This is a genomic window from Rhizobium sp. L51/94 (genome assembly GCF_019355555.1).
Lineage (GTDB): Bacteria > Pseudomonadota > Alphaproteobacteria > Rhizobiales > Rhizobiaceae > Rhizobium > Rhizobium rhododendri.
This window is the reverse complement of the sequence record NZ_CP072142.1, coordinates 395,514-412,431: the sequence shown is the minus strand read 5'-3', so window position 1 is coordinate 412,431 and position 16,918 is coordinate 395,514. Positions and strand designations below refer to the sequence as shown.

Below are 16,918 nucleotides of genomic sequence, written 5' to 3'. Positions count from 1 at the left end.
ATCTGATGGCCTCAGGCATTGCCGCGGTTGAGGCCGTAGGTAAGGGCGAGGGCACCGACCAGCACGGCGCCCTTGACGAAATCCTGCGTGTAATAGGGAGCATTCAGCATGGTCAGCCCATTGAGCAGCACACCGACGAAGACGGCACCGGCGATGGTGCCGAGCACGTTCGGGCGGCGCAGGGCCAGCACTGCATAGCCTATCAGCGAGGCCGCAACGGCGTCCATCAGCAACGATCCGCCCGAAGACACGTCACCGCGGCCAACCCGGGCCGCAATGATGATGCCACCGAGCGCGGCGAGTGTGCCGGAAATCACGTATGCCAGCGTTTTCAGCCTAAGCGTGGAGGCACCGGCCAGCCGTGTCGCCACCTCGTTGCCACCGGTAGCAAACAACAGCCGTCCGATGCGGGTCCTCTCCGTCAGCACGTAGAGAGCAAAGGCCACCAGCGCCATCAGGACGACGGAGACCGGTACGATGCCGAACAGGCTGTGGCGGCCGATCAGCAGGAAGGCGGGATCGTAGGCACCCGATGCCTTCGATCCATCCGGTAGGACCAGCCCTGCCGAGATCGATCGACCGGCCGTCGGAATAAGCTGCAGGCCGGACAACAGGAACATCATGGCCAGCGTCGCCAGCAGATCCGGCACCCTCAGCCTGACGATCAGCAGCGCGTTCAGCAGGCCGACAACAGCGCCGAGCGCCAGGACCAGAGGGACGGTCTCGTAGACGTTGAGCCCCCAGACGATCATCGCATAGCTGGCGGCCATGACGCTCGAGGCGGCAACGGCGCCGATCGAAAGGTCGAAGCCGCCGACCGCAAGTGTCACCGTGACGCCGGCGCCGAGGATGGCAACGACGGAAACGGCCTGCAGGATGCTCATCAGGTTGCCGAGGTTAATGAAGGCCGGCTGGGCACCGGTGAAGATGATGACAAGCGCTGCCAGAAGGATGAATACGGCGCCAGCGCGCACGAATGAATGGAGGCTGGCGATCCACCCACGACCGCCGATGCGAGATGGCGGGAGACCTTTTTCCGTTTCGAAAGATCTGCTGTCGGTGGCGCTCATGCCGGTATTCCTTCTCGGGTATCTTCGTGGCGGTCTGGCTTCAGCGACTGCAGCCCGTGGCGATCCATGACGAGGATGCGGTCGGCCATTTCAATCGCTTCTTCAGGATCGGAGGTGGCAATCAGCGTGGCGCGATCTTTGCGGCTGCGGATCGCCTGGATGATGTCCTGGCGTGCACCGACATCGACCCCCTGGAAGGGTTCGTCGAGAAGCAGCAGGCGGCTCGGTTCGGCCTCCCAGCGAGCCAGCACCACCTTCTGCTGGTTGCCGCCCGACAATGTCCAGACGGATGATGAGGGTCCGGTCGCCTTGATCCGCAACCTGTCGATGGCCTTTTCACCCTCGCGACGCTCGCGGGCGCTATCGAGGAACCCATGCCGGGACCACTTGGCCAGATGCGGCAGGCCGATGGTTGCGGCGATGCTATTGCCGGGCCAGGAGGGCGGCATCAACGACGAGCGATGCCGGTCCTCGGCTGCCATGGCGACGCCGGCGGCAATAGCGTCGGCAGGACGTTTCGGGCGGTAGGGCAATCCGCCGAGCGTCATCTCGCCAGACGTCAGCGGCAGTAGGCCGAAGATCGCCGACAAGAGGCGGCTCTTGCCGGAACCAAGGACGCCGGTTATGGCGACAACTTCTCCGGGCGACAGTTGAAGATCGAAAATTGGGCTTCCGGGTAAAAGGCACGCGCCCCGCATCGTGAACACAGCTTCGCCTTGCGCCACCCCCACGCCCGGACGCATCGAGCGAAGCGGGCGGCCGATCATCGCCTCTACAGCACGGTCAAAATCGATCGGTTGACCGAAGGCGCCGACGATGACACCGCCGCGCATGACCAGCGCCCGGTCGGCAATAGCCTGCAGATCCGCCGTGCGATGGGAAATGTAGAGGATTGCGAGCCCCGTCCGCCGGGTTCGCCGCAGGATATCGAACAGCCGGTTACTCTCGCTCGCCGACAGGCTGGCCGTAGGTTCGTCCAGGATCAGCAAATCTGCCCTGTTTGCCACGGCTCTCGCAATCGCCACGAGTTGGCGTTCTGCGGCCGACAGCTCACCAAAATCTCGGTCAAGCGGCAGATCGAAGCCGGCAATGTCCAGGATTGCCTGCGCCTGTCTGCGAATGCTGGCTCGCGAGACGAAAAAGGGCATGCTGCCATCGGCGAAGCGGTTGAGCAGAAGCGCATCAGCCACCGTTTGCCCTGGTGCGCCGACAAGATCGGTCGATTGGTGCACCGTCACTATACCGGCCATTGCCGCCTCGGCCGGGCTGCCGGGCGCAAACTTCTGCCCCTTGAGCCGCATCTCGCCGCCATCGGCCGGCAGCACGCCGGACAGTATTTTCACCAAAGTTGATTTTCCGGCACCGTTCACTCCCATCAAAGCGACGATCTCGCCGGGCTCGATGGACAACGAGGCGCCGCCGAGCGCCTTCGTCTCGGCAAAGCTGCGGCGGAGGTTGAGGACATCCAGTAGAGGCACGGTCGAACTTTCGTTGTTTCGACAATTCTGCCAGCTGCGATGCCGATGAGACAGGCAAAGCCTTGCTGCCGAGAGGCTGTCCAGGAAACAAACAATCTCCTTCAACCGGAAACAACGCATCAAACAGTCTACAAATTCAATAGGGAATTATATCTACTGAAATCGCGTCGCCAGGGCGGTCAAACGGTCTGTCGCACGACGCCCCGATGGACCCGACAGACATGCAAAAGGAATGCGAACATGAGATCTTATCTACGGCTCGCCGCCGGCGCCGCCATCCTTCCGCTGCTGATGAGCCAGGCCGCTGCGGCCGGTGGCATTACGGGCGCTCCGGCGCCCTTCGACAAGGGTGGCGTCAAGCTGGCCCTTATCAGTTACATCTCGGCCGGTGATTTTTTCCAGGCCTACCAGGCCGGGGCAGTCGCCCAGGCCAAGGCGCTCGGCATCGACCTTCGTGTCTTCCCGGGACGACAGGATGCGTCGGAACAGCGCGAGCAGATCCTGCAGGCGATCAATCTTGGCGTCCAGGGCATCGTCGTCGACCACGGCCTGCCCGAATCGCTCACCGACGTTGTGCAGCAAGCACTCGACAAGGGCGTCAAGGTGGTTGCCTTTGACGTGAACCTCAACAATCCCAAGATCCCGCAGGTAGAGCAAAGCGATCATGCTCTCGCCAAGCAGGCACTTGAACAGGCCGCAAAAGAAAATGGCACCGCGTTCAATGCGGCCTACGTCTATGTTGCCGGTTTTGCGCCTCTCGACCGCCGTAACGAGGTCTGGGAAAAATTCAAGGCCGACAATGCCGGCGTCGTCGAGAAGGCGCGTTTTGGCAATGTCAGCGATACGACGGCGACGACGACCGCTGACCAGGCAAAGGCGGCCCTGACGGCAAACCCGGACATCAAGGTGGTCTTTGCGCCCTACGATGAATTTGCCCGTGGCGTGAAGCTGGCGGCCGGCGATCTCGGCATCAAGGACAAGATCCGAATTTATTCCGCCGACGTTTCGACGGCCGACATTCAGGAAATCACCGAAGAGGGTAGCCCATGGGTTGCCACCGTCGCGACCAACCCGGCAGTCGTCGGAGCGGTTTCGGTCCGCGCGGCGGCCCTGGAGATCGCCGGTCAGCCCGTCCCCCACCAGATCACGGTCGAGCCTACCCTCCTGACCCAGGCGGCTCTTCGCGCCGCCGGCGTTAAGACAATCGAGGACCTCGCCGCCAAGCTGCCCGCCTTCAATACAAGCGGCGCGGCCACCGCCAGCTGGATCCCGCAGGCATTATTCTGATCATCTGCGGTGAGGGCAGGGCGTTTCGTACGCCTTGCCCTCCGCACTTTTCAATTGGAGGATTTGAGATGAGCCAGTCGAATGTCGTCTTTGCAGCAGCCCACGGCATCGGGCGCGAAGCGCTATTTTCAAGGGCATTAGAGCTGTCCGCAGATTTCGCGCGTCGCGGTGCGGAACTTGATCGTGATGGCCTGCCGCCTATCCCTGAGATTGTCCGGTTAAAGAACGCCGGTCTTCTCAATGCGCCGCACGCGGCCGAGATCGGCGGGGGCGGGCTCGACTGGATCGATGCCCTGAAGCTTGTGCGGATCGTTGCTCGTGGCGAAAGCTCGCTCGGCCAGCTGCTTGGTTACCACTACGTCAACAGCCAGTCGATCTACTGGTCCTTCGCCGACCAGTCGCGCGCCAAGGCGCTCGGCGCCGAGACGGTTGCGCGCAGCCTCTACTGGGGCGCTGCCGTCAATCCGCGCGATCCGGGGCTGGTGCTCACGCAACGCGGCAACGGCTATGTGCTAAACGGCCGGAAAACGTTTTCGACCGCTGCCCGCGTTTCCGACTACATCAACGCCAACGCGCTTCTCGACGGACAGATCGTCAACTTCGCCGTTCCGACCGACCGGCCCGGCTATATCGCCAATGACGACTGGGACAATATGGGCCAGCGATTGTCGGACAGTGGCAGCGTGGAGTTCCGCGATTTCCCGGTCTATGAGGGCGATTTCGTCGCGCCGCCTGCGGATGCCGATGCGCCGCCGCCCGTGCTCGCTACCTTCAATACGCCGCTCATTCAGCTGGTGTTCGTGAATTTCTACCTCGGTACCGCGGAAGGAGCATTGGCTGCGGCGCTGGATTATGTTCGCACGACCACGCGTCCCTGGATCACCTCCGGCGTTGCTCGTGCCGCCGACGATCCCTATATCCTGGAGCGGGTCGGCGAGTTCACAGCATCCCTGAAAGCCTCGGCGGCTTTAGCCGATCTCGCCGCAACCGCTGTCCAGGCAGCCCTGTCGCGCGGCCACGATGCAACCGCCCGTGAACGCGGTGAAGCGGCGGCTGAGGCCTATGCTGCCAAGGTTCACGCAACGCATGTTTCGCTCGACATCACGTCGAAAGTCTTCGAGATCATCGGCGCGCGCGCAACGGCCTCGAAATATCGTTTCGACCGCTACTGGCGCAATGTGCGGACCCACACCCTTCACGACCCAGTATTCTACAAGGCCAGGGAAGTCGGTGAATTTGTACTCAACGGGACCATCCCGGAGGTCAGCCTCTACAGCTGATCGATAGTCTAGGAACAGCCGGAAGGCCTCGTTCGGTAAAGCGAGCGAGGCCTTTTCAGATGAACGCGGTCCGCTATCCGTAGAACTTCCCGCAAGACTGCGAGGACGTTTGTATCCGGAACTTCTCTATAGCGCGCCGCTCCTCGGCGGCTTGACGCCGTTCAGATGGTAATTGCCGACGACGTGATATTTCCAGCGGACCGGGTCGTGGAGAGTATGGGTGCGGGCGTTTCGCCAGTGGCGATCCAGATTGAGGCCTGCGCGCGTCGAGGACGTACCTGCGAGCTCAAACAGCGTCGTCGATGCCTCCAGGGCAATTTCGGAGGTCAACACCTTGGCTGTCGCGACGGCCAAGGTCGCATCTATGGCATTTGCTTCCGTAGGATCGACCTGGGCGCTGTCGATCTTTCGCCCGGCCCGCTCGACGACGGCAGACGCAGCCTCGATGCGGATCGCGATCTGGCCCAGCTTTGCAATTGTCAAAGGGTCGTCCGATGCCCGGTCGACACCGCTGTTCGTCCATGGGCGTGACTGGCTATTGACGAACGCGATGGTGTCCTGGAAGGCAGCGCGGGCGATGCCGAGATCGATGCCGGCGTGAATGATCTGGCCGACAGAGCCGATCGTGGTCGCCCGTTCGAAACCTTTGTGGTGCGCAACGACGGCATCGGCCTGCACATAGACATTGTTGAGGATAGTGGTGCCGCTGCCGGTGGTTCGCTGGCCAAAGCCATCCCAGTCATCGATAATCTCGATGCCTTCCGTGCCCCTCGCCACGAATGACATCGTCAGCCTGTCGTCGGCATCAAGTGCAAAAATCGTAACCCAGTCGGCAAAAAGGACGCCTGTCGAATAGAACTTGCGACCGTTGATACGATGGCCGATGCCGTCCCTGGTGATGCGGGTATTGTAATGGCCGACCGTTTTGGTGCCCTTTTCCGATAATGCATTGCCGAACCGGTCGCCTGACAGCGCCCGACCGAAGAAAAAGCGTTTCTGCTCTTCGCTGCCGTCGACGCGCAGCGCTTCAAGAATATAAAAATGGTTCTGGGGGATCTGCCCGATCGACGCATCCGCTTCTGCAAGGATGGCGGTGACCTCGGCCAAGACAGCATTCGAGACATCGAGACCGCCATACTCGGATGGCACGGTGATCGCGAGCAGTCCGGAGCGCGACAAGGCATCCATCTCGGCGAAAGGCATCGTCCGCTCCAGATCTCGCGCGGATGCCGTTTGGGCAAACACCTTTGCAAGCGTTCGCGCAGTCGAGATCGCGTCTTCCTCGCTCTTCAGCGCAGGCACCGGGTCCCCATTGTCTCGATTAAGCAGCCGTAGTTCGCCCATAAGCTTTCCTCCCGTCGCATCTGCGTGCAAAGGTACGGACCAGCCATTCGCCTTAAAAGTTAAAACCACCTATTTTATAGACGTAGTGGAGAAATTCTGACTTCATTGTGCCGGCTGCCCATTGGGTTCAGCGGGATGACATAGATAGCGTAAGCTCCACAAGACCGGACTGCAGCCTTAACCTTGTGTCTCATTTGATCGACAAATAGACAATGAACGATTGGAGAAAGCGGAAGACACGATACAGTCGTCGTGCTCGCATGCTTTTGACGAGCGACACAAATCAGCGTTCGTAGATGCCGGAGCCAGACAGCGGCCAGGGCGGCCTCGCCTGCAGAAATTCATCGACGACAAGTTTTAAAGAGGATCGAATTCATGGCAGCAAAAATCGTCCCGGTCATTATGGCCGGTGGCAAGGGAACTCGATTGTGGCCGCTGTCGCGCGCCACGGCGCCAAAGCAGTTTATCCAGTTCGTGGGAGACCAGACACTGTTTCAGAACACCCTGTCGCGCGTTTCCGACAGGGACCTTTACGAAGCGGCCATCGTCGTCACCAATGAGGAGTTCCGTTTCCTCGTGGCCGAGCAGGCCCGCGAACTCGGCATCGAACTTGCAGCCGTGCTGCTCGAGCCGGTTGCCCGCAACACGGCCCCCGCCGTCGCCGCCGCAGCCGCTGTAGCGAGCGATCTTTTCGGCAAGGATACCATCATCCAGGTTCTGGCCTCCGACCACGAGATCACGGCAGACGCCACCTATTTCGATTGCATCCGCATCGCCCGTGCCACGGCGGCAGAAGGCAAGCTGGTCACCTTCGGCATCACCCCGACAGAGCCTGCCACCGGCTACGGTTATATCGAAGTCGGAAAGTCCCTTGCCTCTGGCGCGCATGCGGTCAAGCGCTTCATCGAGAAGCCACCCGTGGACAAGGCCGAAGCGATGCTCGCTGCCGGTGGCTTTTACTGGAATTCCGGCATCTTCGTTTTCCCGGTGACGCCGTTGCTGGCGGAGCTGACCGAATTTGCACCGGCCGTGGTCAAGGCAGCCAAGGAAGCCCTTGCCAAGGGCGTTCGCGATCTCGACTTCACCCGTCTCGACAGCGAGGCCTTTTCCAAGAGCCCCGACATCTCCATCGACTATGCTGTCATGGAAAAGACCTCCAATGCCGCCGTCGTGCCTTCGTCCTTCCTGTGGTCGGACCTCGGCAGCTGGGATTCGGTGTGGAAGGTCGGCAAGCAGGATGAGAACGGCAACGTGTCGGCCGGCAACACGACGCTGGTCAACACCCGGAACTCTCTCGTCATGACCCACGGTACTCATCTTGCCGTGCAGGGTCTCGAGAACGTCGCCGTCATCGCATCCGAAGATGCCGTCTATGTCGGACATCTGAAGGACAGCCAGGATGTCGGCAAGCTGGTCAAGCTGCTGGCCGGCCACAAGAAGACCGCGACACTCACCGAAACCCATCCCACGTCCTATCGCCCCTGGGGCGGCTACACGTCGCTGATCAAGAGCGACCGCTTCCAGGTGAAGCGCATCTTCGTGACGCCTGGCAAGAAGCTGTCGCTGCAGAAACACCATCACCGCTCCGAGCACTGGATCGTCGTCAAGGGAACGGCTGAAGTCACCATCGGCGACAAGGTGCAGGTCGTGCGCGAGAACGAGTCCGTCTACATCCCGCTCGGCGAAGTCCACCGCATGGCCAATCCGGGCAAGATCCTGCTGGAGCTGATCGAGGTGCAGACCGGCTCCTATTTCGGCGAGGACGACATCATTCGCCTTAACGACGAATTCGGCCGCACCTGATAGAAATATTTTGCGATCGTCGGTGGCGGCGTGAGCAATAGCCTGATGGCCGACCCGTAACCACGGGACCGGCCGGCGCTTGGCCAGAGGGAACGGGCATCGAGACGCTCTCGGTAGAGAGCCGTCTGAGGCGCCCTTCGTGCCTTGATCTCCCTTTGCACATCGCCAAGCGTCGAATGACGCTTGTATGTCCCAGGCGGCGCTCGCAATGTTTTCCCGCAACGACCCCGCGCACTGCGTCGACTTCTGCGTCAAAGCAAGATGACGGCGCGGCGCCGCCTGTGAACAATCAGACCTGGTCACCATTTGCCAAGCTGCCGTCATTCCTGTGGTTCAAGCAGCATTGCTGACTTGGTATCACCCTGATGCGTTCGCAAAGTCTTAGGCGCGAGTTTCCTCACAAGCCGTCACCAGGCGATTTTATGCCCTTTGCTTCTCCACGCTTCACGACAAAGGCGTTTTGCCGCTCAGGAGGCCGTATACGAGTATCAAAAACTTACTTGTAATGGGGCGGTTACTGATCCACATTGTTTGTACAGTAACGCATCGAGCCAATTGGGAGGACGCACGACTGTGATCCAACGTGCATCCAGCGACCTGTTGAAGCGGCAACGGATCATCGGCTATGCCCGCACTGCGAGCGATGAGCAATTTGAGGACACACAGCAGGCGGAACTGCTTGCAGCGGGTTGCGAGCGGATCTTTGATGAGCGTCCGTCTCATCCCTCTCACGGTCATCCCGTCCTGACGAGACTGCTCGGCGAGCTTCGGGCTGGCGACACCCTCGTCGTCGTGCGCCTCGACCGACTGGACCTCTCGCCAAGCTCCTTGCTGCTACTGATGGAGGACTTCGAGAAGCGTGGCGTTCATCTGCGCTCAATGATAGATATGATTGACACTTCTCCTCCCCATGGCATTGCGTGTCTTTCAATTGTTCGGGCGTTGGTCCAGCTTGAGAAACGGCGTGGCAGCGAAAAGACCAAAGCTGGCATAAGGGCCGCAAAGAGCCGAGGAAAGCTAGCTGGAAATCCGGGTCTACGGGATCGGCGGCCGGAGGCGATCCAAGCTGCATCGAAAGCACGCGATAAAAACTATCTTTCCCAGTTGGTTGGCTCGGCAGATGTCTGGCTGCCGACAGTCAAGAAGCTTCGACCGGATCACAGTTGGGATAATGTCGTTCGCGTGCTCAACCGTCGTGGCATGGACTGGACTGTCGAGCGCCTCCGGCGCGCTGTCCACAGGATGGCCCGGGCCAATCTCGCCGATTCGGCCTTGCTCACCCGGTCACCACGCCGCACGCCGGACGATCGCCTCATGACGCTCATTGCTGCAATAGCGATTGCCGATCCGACCTTATCGCTTCGAGGGATTGGGGCTCAATTGGAATTGCTCGGCGAGACACCGCCCCGCGGTGGCCGAAAGTGGCAACCATCCTCGGTTCGTCATTTTCTCGACGAGGCCCGCAGGTTCGGGCTGATACGCGACTGAGAGCAAAAAGGAGATACCGGATAAGCACCTTCGCCCTTACCTCAGCATCCAGAAAAATGAATTTTCACTTTGTCGCACCCGCCTTCTTGCAGGTATCAAATTCATCCACGCAAGTTCCCAGACATCTCATATGCTGGTCGTCATCTTTCTCGGAGTCGCATATATCGAAGCAAATATCTGCTCTGATGCGACATTGATTTTCGATCTGTAGGCCGCCACTCCGTGTTGACTTTGGAGTAACGGTCGTATCGGCATTTGCGCTCAAAGCAGAAAGGCTCACTACCAGAATCATACAGGCAGTACGAAATTCTGTTCTTAACATCCGTCGGCACCCGCTGGTACATTCTCAACTCAACGAAGATCATCGTCCGGGTCGGAATGTGTTGGCATCATCTTCCCTAATCCAAACCAATTGGCAAGAATTAATAGTAACATCAACTGGCATTCAAAATTTATCGGCGGTTGCCGATAATCGCACCGACTATTGGAATCGAGAAAACATTTCAATTTGACTGCGCGACGTTGGCGCCATTTACTTGTGATGCATTGATTTTTAATGCGGCGGTATTTTCCCATTTTTTTTAAACAGGAAGTACCAAAGGAATGTCCGCGGGACTACAACAACTAAAATGCAATACGCGCAGATGATGCTTGATGCAGCATACTGCCAGCAGTCAACTTGTCGGAAGATGGACAATCTGGATAACGCCGCCGGAAGCGGATTGGCGTCGAACTCAAGGTTGGTGGATATGAGGGAGGGTTGCCCACCAGCATTGCCACTGGGCAACAAGTGGGTGGGGTTACCGAGGCGACATCACCATGGTCGAGTATAAGAGCGATATACCTCGAGGTACATTGGATGGTTCAGCGCAACACGTGGACGTGCCGGCCTGACATTTCGCGGGATGCATCGAAAAGACATGTGGCCAGCCTGTCTTTTACATCAATGCACATCGCCAGCTAGGAATAGACCGTCAGGTTAACATCAGCAGGCGAGGTCGTTTCAACACGCTTGATACGCCTGAGCAACACGAATTTGACGAGCAAGTTGGACAAGAGTTGCGGCCTGAGCGCCGCCCTTAGATATTTCTCATAGAACACGCCAGGCGTCGGATGCTCCGCAAAGGCCTTCACAAGCTCAAATGGTATGCTGCCGTAAACGCGGGTCTTGCCGTGCGCCGTGATAACTACAAGTCGGTTGCTCGCGAATTCATAGTGAACCGTCCGTACCGCTCTCGACTTAAAGTTAACTGTCAGGATTTCTGCGTCCATTGGATAAACCCCCTAGTATCGACTTATAATGCACTGCAACACAGAAAGTTCAAGTGTCATGAAATGACGCCAAGGGCTCGGTGCGCTCGAATCCAATGGGCCCGCGGGAAAAAGCAGGGGTCTCACCGCGCTTTACTCTGCCTTCACTGGGAAAATAGTGTCTTTATTTATGGCAATTATCGACTTTAACGCTCCATCCCTTGTTTATTGACTCAAACAACTGGAAGCTATTTAAAACCTTATTTCGAAGCCCTCACAGGCTGTGAGCAACACCGGTACTTTTACCCAATGCCGGCGTTTCAAGGCGTTCGATGACAGTGAGAGCCGGTGTAATTTCAAATCTCGAACTTCCACGACTGGAGAATGCCAAAACTAGTCCCATTGCAGTGGCGTTACTTGGAACGAAACAACCCGATCGGGTGCCTCCTCAAGCAGATTGTTTAATTCCCCAAGCGGCGATCTACGGCGTCCACTGCTGCTACCCGCGCGAAATAGGCCGGGAAACCTCACACTAACGCCGCGGGATTATTTCAAGAGGTCAGACCACGGCCGCCAGCAACCCATTCGCAAACTCGCGTCGGGGGTTTGTGTTCTTCGGCTTCGTGTCATTTCTGCCAATGAAAATTCCCCTCCATCTGGCAGACAAGCCAAATGCTGGGGCGCTCGTTTCTGGTCATCAAGTTGAATGCCGCCTTTCCTTGGGAGTTACGTCCTCTCTGTTCGTCATGCAACCGTCCGCTTGACAAGGACAGTGCTCTGGAAAAGCGGAGACCGACAGAAGCGCCGCACGAACGTAATGAATGCTGGCGGGAAGGAGCAGTCAAAAGAGCGTCCAGCATCCTCAGAGGACCGATCTGTCGGGCACCGGCTCCGCGCTTTGGCCGTTTTACCCTCGGTTGCGTATCGACTTCAACCGTCATGCGAACGTGGCGGCGCACGTGAGAGCAGTAACGTAACGCTCATAGCGTCACCCACACTTGTCTAGTTTGCGTCACAATCCCGAGGCGTCGCCACCCAACAAGACCTGCTTGGCACTAGCTACCGTCTTTCGGCCGAAACAAGGAAACGTCTGGCGCTTATCATTTTCCCTGGCGCTCATTGCTCCTAGCGTGTGCGGCTGCAAGGCAACACTTTTTTGGTGCCTTGCGCTTTCAACTTCACCGGCCTTGCCAGCTGGCTGAGAGCGTTGCTTGTTTCGTAGGAACATGAAATTGCGCAGGAACTCTCTCGCCGTCGTGGGGATGAAAAAATCCTTGCGTTGGACGACGATGTCGTTGTCTGCATTTTATGGCCCGCGGAGCAGCGCAGTCCCAACTTAACACGGCGTCCACACGCCAATGCGTGAAGCACACATGTCTCCTCCCGAGAATTTGCCCACAGGGGGAATGCCGCTTACCGCGAGGCGGCTGCAAAGGTATGGGTGAAGAATTGCGATGCAATGTCGAACAGTCTCCGGCTTAGCCGCTGAGTAGAATGAATTTAGGCTTCTTGCTGGCCGCTAGTCTAAGGCCTGTCGAACGGCGCCGTCTGACCAAGGGCGTGTTGCTGGCCAATAGGTGCTGCAATATGGAGTTCCGAAACTGCGCGGAGCGCTTCTTTCGCACGTCTTATGGAGGTTCAGTGGGCACATGCTTGGGGTTCTGCCTGTAACTCTCTCAACCGATCGGGAAATCCTATTCTTTCGGCTGACTGCACACTGTGTAGGACCAGTCTGGTTTCTATTGCGTTGTCGGCCTTTCGGAGCCTCGTTGGGGTCCAGTCATGTCGCCGTGCGATGTTCCGGCGTTCACATTGGTTACCCATGCTGTGGGCACGGGATAAGCTCGTCTTGGCATTCCGATCGTGCCTGTGACCCTCTTTGTTTCGTGGGACGAGGGGGTTTTGAGAAGTCACGGGACCGTTTAAATCGCGATTGACTGTCCCTTGGGCTGATGAAATGCGCAGTTTGCCGCGGCAAACTCCTAAGAGGGGAAAGTTTGCCGCGGCAAACTCCTAAGAGGGGAAAGTTTGCCGCGGCAAACTTTGCTAACCAAACGAGTGTTCCTCGCCAATGCTGGATTTAAGAAGCGCCATAATCATGGGACCGAGGGAAAATCGCCCCTCTCTCGCCCGCCCGGTTAGACTTCGAAGGTATCCGCCCGCAGAAGTAATAAAATTTGTGCGCTGTAAAATGCATGAAATCGTTGCAGCTGCGTTTTCTGGTCCCATAAGTTCGCATGCGTCCCGATAAGCAGACGGGCTGACTCCCAGCATAGACTTGACGACGACGGCCGCATTCATAAGCTCACGCCAATTGTTGATGGTCCCTCCTGGGCCATAGTCCGAGATAAGTGGGCACGCTCGCAAAATTGTTTCCAAAGGATACATCGCCCGTGCATCTCTTGGCGTGCTTTCGCTTCCAATGGGACGCCGTTGTGCGGTCTGTTTCACAGGCGGTTCAAATTCAATAGCAGAGTCAGGATCTGAATTCTGTTTATGCCGGTCATTTTGACTGTCATTGCCGTTCATTTTTCCAGGATTAACCAACAAATGCAGACGGTTGATAAGATCGGCCTCGAGCATTTCCATCTTAGCTAGAGAAGCCTCTATTTCTGTAATCGTGGGTGAACGGGACATGCGGCGGACAATACCCAGATAGGTGTTTTCCATCTCATACCAATTCCCTTCTGCGCCTTCTTCGATCGCGGCTGTGAGGATCTTACGGACGTTACGACGGCATATCGTCAAGTCGGCCTTTGCCTTTCGCAATGCGTCTCGTTTGGCGGCCACTTCCTCGGCCAAACACAGAAACTCATCGGCTCTGGCGAGCAATGGGGAGAGATCGAAGCCGAACGCAGATTCTATGGCGCCGGATCTGTCCTTGCGGGCGTAGCGCTTGCCGTTGGCGCTGTCCTTGCGGATAATCAGACCCTTCTGGACCAAGGCGGCAATATGTCGGCGGATGGTTGCATCGGACATCTGATGGGCGCGCAGGGCAAGTTGAACGTTCGAAGGGAACACAACGAGCGCTCCATCCTGACGCAACTCTGCGTCAGGATGGAAGCTCAGCAGCGCGTTCAGAACTGTAAGGCTGCTAGATTGAAGGCCAAGCAGTGATTTTCCTGCCGCAATGTCGCGAAACACCTTCCATTTGTTTGCTGATTTTCCTGGTTTGATTTCCACAGCCGCCATCTGCCGTTTGATCAAGGCAAGCGTCACTGGCCGCCGCCCAAAGGGCGTCGTTACGCTTTCTGTGTGCATTATCTCTTACCTTTCGATAGGCAAAAGAAATCCGCTCACCAAAATGGTGCCGAGACTCTTGACTGTTTTTCAGGGAAGTGCGATTCTGTGTTTGCGGACTACAGAAGGGGCTTCCATGACGGCAACGTTTTGGGGGCCTTTTTCTTTTCCGGTCTACTCTCCGTTGCGTTGATGTTCGGCACTTTTCGATTTAAATTCATCGTAGAGTGCAGGTACTTGGTTCAGCAAGAACGCGGCGAAATCGGGCGCGTCTTTCGTGCTTATTGAGATATCCAGCGTGGCTTTGCCGTGTTTAATTAGCCCAAGACGATGCTGCCGGGGGCTTGTCCAAGGCTCTGATGTTTGCCGCTCCGCGTTGGGCCTCAATTGTTTCAAAAGAGCCTTGAACCGCTCGTCCGATGGCAGACCCCGCACATCTTCGCTTTCGCTGATATCGATTGCCCTGTCGAGGTTGTTTCCTACGGTCAAATAGTCGGCAAATTCCATCCAACTACGACGACCTATGCCCGGAGCGGGACCGATCGCATCTATCAGCTCTCCTGGTATCTTGGCGACCACGGACAGCATGACCGACAGATCCCCCTTCTGAACAGAGAGGGCTGACATGATCACGTCCCGGGCAAAGCGCGCCTTCAAGCGATCAGCAAACCTAGCTTTTTCAATGTAGGTGAGATCCTGGCGCTCATTGTTTTCTTGTCCCTGCGCAACCACAAGCTGATCGTCGCTGAGATCGCGGACGATTGCCTTGACCTTCAGTCCGAGTTCTGCAACGGCACGAAGGCGCCGATGGCCAAACGCGACCTGGTATCGGCCTGGGACATCGGGGTGAGGGCGCACAAGAATGGGTACTTGTTGCCCTTGCTCACGAATTGAGACCACTAGCCCATCTATGTCGCCGGGCATTCGGTCTTGTAGAAACGATGCGTCAATTGTACTGGGATCCATATCAATGACCGATTGGCCGGCGAGCAGGCGCTTCTCGATATCGTCGGCACGCGCCTGACGCTCGCGTTCCAGTTCAAACGTCGAGCCGACCTGTTTGACGATCTTGTTTTCTGCTTTCGGCTGCTCAACGAGAGACAGCCTATCTTGCGGCTCGGGCATGAGTGGCAAAGTGCGCGGTTTGGCCTGGCGCGTTGTTTCGACGCGGCCAATGTTCTGCGGAATTGGCAAGATGTCTTTACGGCTCATGCTGCCCGTCCCCATGCTTTCCTGATGAGAGATTCAATCTCTCCGTTTACATTGTTCATCGCCTCCATGGCCCGATCATACGTCGCCCGCGTAAACGCAGCGCGCTCAACCTCAAACAGCGTTTGATTGGTGAGGCCAGCATCAGAGACAGCTGTGGTCTTGAGCATGGGGTGGATCAGCACGTTGTCGCCGAACATGGCGCGAAGATAACCGACCATTTGGTTTTGCGGCCCATCGCTCGGTTCGAAGCGCGTGATGAGGTAACGCATCCATTTGTAGTCGAACTCCGCGCCGTGTCCTGCGATCTCGCGCAAAAGATCGGACATCATCGATAAGAACTGGTTCATCGACATCACGTCCAGCATTTGCGGGTGAACGGTCACCAATAATGAGGTCGCGGCGGCGATTGCAGACAGTGTGAGATAGCCAAGTTGCGGCGGACAATCCACGACGACAACATCATAGTTGTCTTTGACCGAGGCGAGGGCTGCCTTCATCCGCTGGAAGAACATAACATCGCCGGGCTTTCGCTTCATCAGCGCACGCGGGGTGTCATGCTCGAATTCCATGAGTTCGAGGTTGCCGGGTACGAGATGAAGATCGGGAATATACGTCCCCCTGACGATTTCGTGCATGGGCCGAGGGGCCTCGTAGCGCAGCGCACCGTAGAGCGTCTCTCCCTCGCCGACATCCGTCTCGGGCTGAACCCCTAGGAGGGTGGACAAGCTTGCCTGCGGATCGAGATCGATCGCAAGAACGCGATAGCCCCGCAACGCCAGATATTGTGCGAGATGCGCGGCGGTCGTGGTCTTGCCGGAGCCACCCTTGAAATTCATAACGGAAATGACCTGTAGATCTTCTCCGTTGCGACGGTGTGGAAGATAACGCCGACTTCCGCGGCCGACCTTGTCCAAATGATTGCGGATTTTATGCATATCCATCGCTGAATATGATCGCCGGCCTGCTGGGCCGGTGCTAACGTCGAGATCGTCGGCTAAGTCGTTCGCAAGAGTTCTCAGGTACACCTCTTTCACACCGATAAACCTTGCGGCTTCAGCCGGCTGAAAATAGCGGATCGTTTTATCCGCATGGGGCGGAAAGACGCTTAGATGATGGGCCTGAAGCTGACTTGACAGCGTATCGGAATGCCGCTCGATAAGCCCCATGAGACTTTCGTCTGCGGGCGGGATGTTACCAATGAGTTGAGCCATTTCAGAAGCCGATTATCCTAAATAGCGTTGCCAAGCGGAAATATGGCGTTGCTCCGATGCTTGCACTAAGCAGCGATTCTGGACGTGCTGCAACCGCATTTTGGGTAACGAGACGTTAACATCACTCGCGTTAATCTCAAATGGTGTTATCTTTCATAGCCTTAGTGCCTGTAGATAATTTACAGCGCTCAGGTGAAACTCGGTCATTTATCTACGTTATAGGACCCTAAAACAGGCCCGCGAGATGCGACCCA

11 protein-coding genes are annotated in these 16,918 nt (G+C 57.5%); 4 read left to right on the top strand and 7 right to left on the bottom strand.

Annotated features, from left to right (window positions below):
* Positions 1–11: 11 nt before the first annotated feature.
* A complete protein-coding gene (locus J5274_RS19940) occupies positions 12–1,070 on the bottom strand; it encodes an ABC transporter permease (RefSeq protein ID WP_142832305.1) in 1,059 nt (352 codons plus the stop codon).
* Complete coding sequence (locus tag J5274_RS19935; RefSeq protein WP_142832306.1) at positions 1,067–2,548, bottom strand: sugar ABC transporter ATP-binding protein; 1,482 nt, start codon at positions 2,546–2,548, stop codon at positions 1,067–1,069. The genes J5274_RS19940 and J5274_RS19935 overlap by 4 nt, the downstream gene beginning before the upstream one ends.
* Before the next feature lie 240 nt (positions 2,549–2,788).
* Between J5274_RS19935 and J5274_RS19930 the strand changes: the two genes are divergently transcribed.
* Together J5274_RS19930 and J5274_RS19925 are read left to right on the top strand one after the other, a co-directional pair.
* Positions 2,789–3,835 (top strand): substrate-binding domain-containing protein, encoded by a 1,047-nt coding sequence (locus tag J5274_RS19930; RefSeq protein WP_209186280.1) that lies wholly within the window; start codon positions 2,789–2,791, stop codon positions 3,833–3,835.
* A 68-nt stretch (positions 3,836–3,903) separates the two neighbouring features.
* Positions 3,904–5,115 (top strand): acyl-CoA dehydrogenase family protein, encoded by a 1,212-nt coding sequence (locus J5274_RS19925; protein WP_219275545.1) that lies wholly within the window; start codon positions 3,904–3,906, stop codon positions 5,113–5,115.
* Between the two features lie 126 nt (positions 5,116–5,241).
* Here J5274_RS19925 and J5274_RS19920 read toward each other — a convergent pair whose 3' ends face one another.
* On the bottom strand, positions 5,242–6,459 hold the full coding sequence (locus tag J5274_RS19920) for an SfnB family sulfur acquisition oxidoreductase (RefSeq protein ID WP_209186279.1): 1,218 nt from the start codon (positions 6,457–6,459) through the stop codon (positions 5,242–5,244).
* Between the two features lie 375 nt (positions 6,460–6,834).
* Here J5274_RS19920 and J5274_RS19915 point away from each other — a divergent pair, with 375 nt between their 5' ends.
* Positions 6,835–8,262: a mannose-1-phosphate guanylyltransferase/mannose-6-phosphate isomerase gene (locus J5274_RS19915; protein WP_219275425.1), complete on the top strand. Its 1,428-nt coding sequence runs from the start codon at positions 6,835–6,837 to the stop codon at positions 8,260–8,262.
* A 573-nt stretch (positions 8,263–8,835) separates the two neighbouring features.
* Positions 8,836–9,750 carry a recombinase family protein gene (locus tag J5274_RS19910; protein ID WP_257625737.1) on the top strand — a complete coding sequence of 305 codons (915 nt, stop codon included), beginning with the start codon at positions 8,836–8,838 and terminating at the stop codon, positions 9,748–9,750.
* Between the two features lie 960 nt (positions 9,751–10,710).
* Here the strand turns inward: J5274_RS19910 and J5274_RS19905 are convergent.
* From J5274_RS19905 to repA, 4 genes are all read right to left on the bottom strand, one after another.
* Positions 10,711–11,022, bottom strand: a complete 312-nt coding sequence (locus tag J5274_RS19905) for a KTSC domain-containing protein (RefSeq protein WP_143123450.1) — start codon at positions 11,020–11,022, stop codon at positions 10,711–10,713.
* Positions 11,023–13,047: 2,025 nt separating this feature from the next.
* A complete protein-coding gene (gene repC, locus J5274_RS19900) occupies positions 13,048–14,262 on the bottom strand; it encodes a plasmid replication protein RepC (protein WP_219275544.1) in 1,215 nt (404 codons plus the stop codon).
* A gap of 153 nt (positions 14,263–14,415) precedes the next feature.
* Positions 14,416–15,453: a plasmid partitioning protein RepB gene (repB, locus tag J5274_RS19895; protein WP_219275543.1), complete on the bottom strand. Its 1,038-nt coding sequence runs from the start codon at positions 15,451–15,453 to the stop codon at positions 14,416–14,418.
* Positions 15,450–16,619: a plasmid partitioning protein RepA gene (repA, locus tag J5274_RS19890; RefSeq protein WP_142832361.1), complete on the bottom strand. Its 1,170-nt coding sequence runs from the start codon at positions 16,617–16,619 to the stop codon at positions 15,450–15,452. The genes repB and repA overlap by 4 nt, the downstream gene beginning before the upstream one ends.
* Between the last annotated feature and the right edge of the window lie 299 nt (positions 16,620–16,918).

Excerpts from the sequence above, each read along its gene's own strand:
- J5274_RS19940 (WP_142832305.1), bottom strand. The coding sequence starts at position 1,070 with ATGAGCGCCACCGACAGCAGATCTTTCGAAACGGAAAAAGGTCTCCCG.
- J5274_RS19930 (WP_209186280.1), top strand. The coding sequence starts at position 2,789 with ATGAGATCTTATCTACGGCTCGCCGCCGGCGCCGCCATCCTTCCGCTG.
- J5274_RS19925 (WP_219275545.1), top strand. The coding sequence starts at position 3,904 with ATGAGCCAGTCGAATGTCGTCTTTGCAGCAGCCCACGGCATCGGGCGC.
- J5274_RS19920 (WP_209186279.1), bottom strand. The coding sequence starts at position 6,459 with ATGGGCGAACTACGGCTGCTTAATCGAGACAATGGGGACCCGGTGCCT.
- J5274_RS19915 (WP_219275425.1), top strand. The coding sequence starts at position 6,835 with ATGGCAGCAAAAATCGTCCCGGTCATTATGGCCGGTGGCAAGGGAACT.
- J5274_RS19905 (WP_143123450.1), bottom strand. The coding sequence starts at position 11,022 with ATGGACGCAGAAATCCTGACAGTTAACTTTAAGTCGAGAGCGGTACGG.
- repC (WP_219275544.1), bottom strand. The coding sequence starts at position 14,262 with ATGCACACAGAAAGCGTAACGACGCCCTTTGGGCGGCGGCCAGTGACG.
- repB (WP_219275543.1), bottom strand. The coding sequence starts at position 15,453 with ATGAGCCGTAAAGACATCTTGCCAATTCCGCAGAACATTGGCCGCGTC.
- repA (WP_142832361.1), bottom strand. The coding sequence starts at position 16,619 with ATGGGGCTTATCGAGCGGCATTCCGATACGCTGTCAAGTCAGCTTCAG.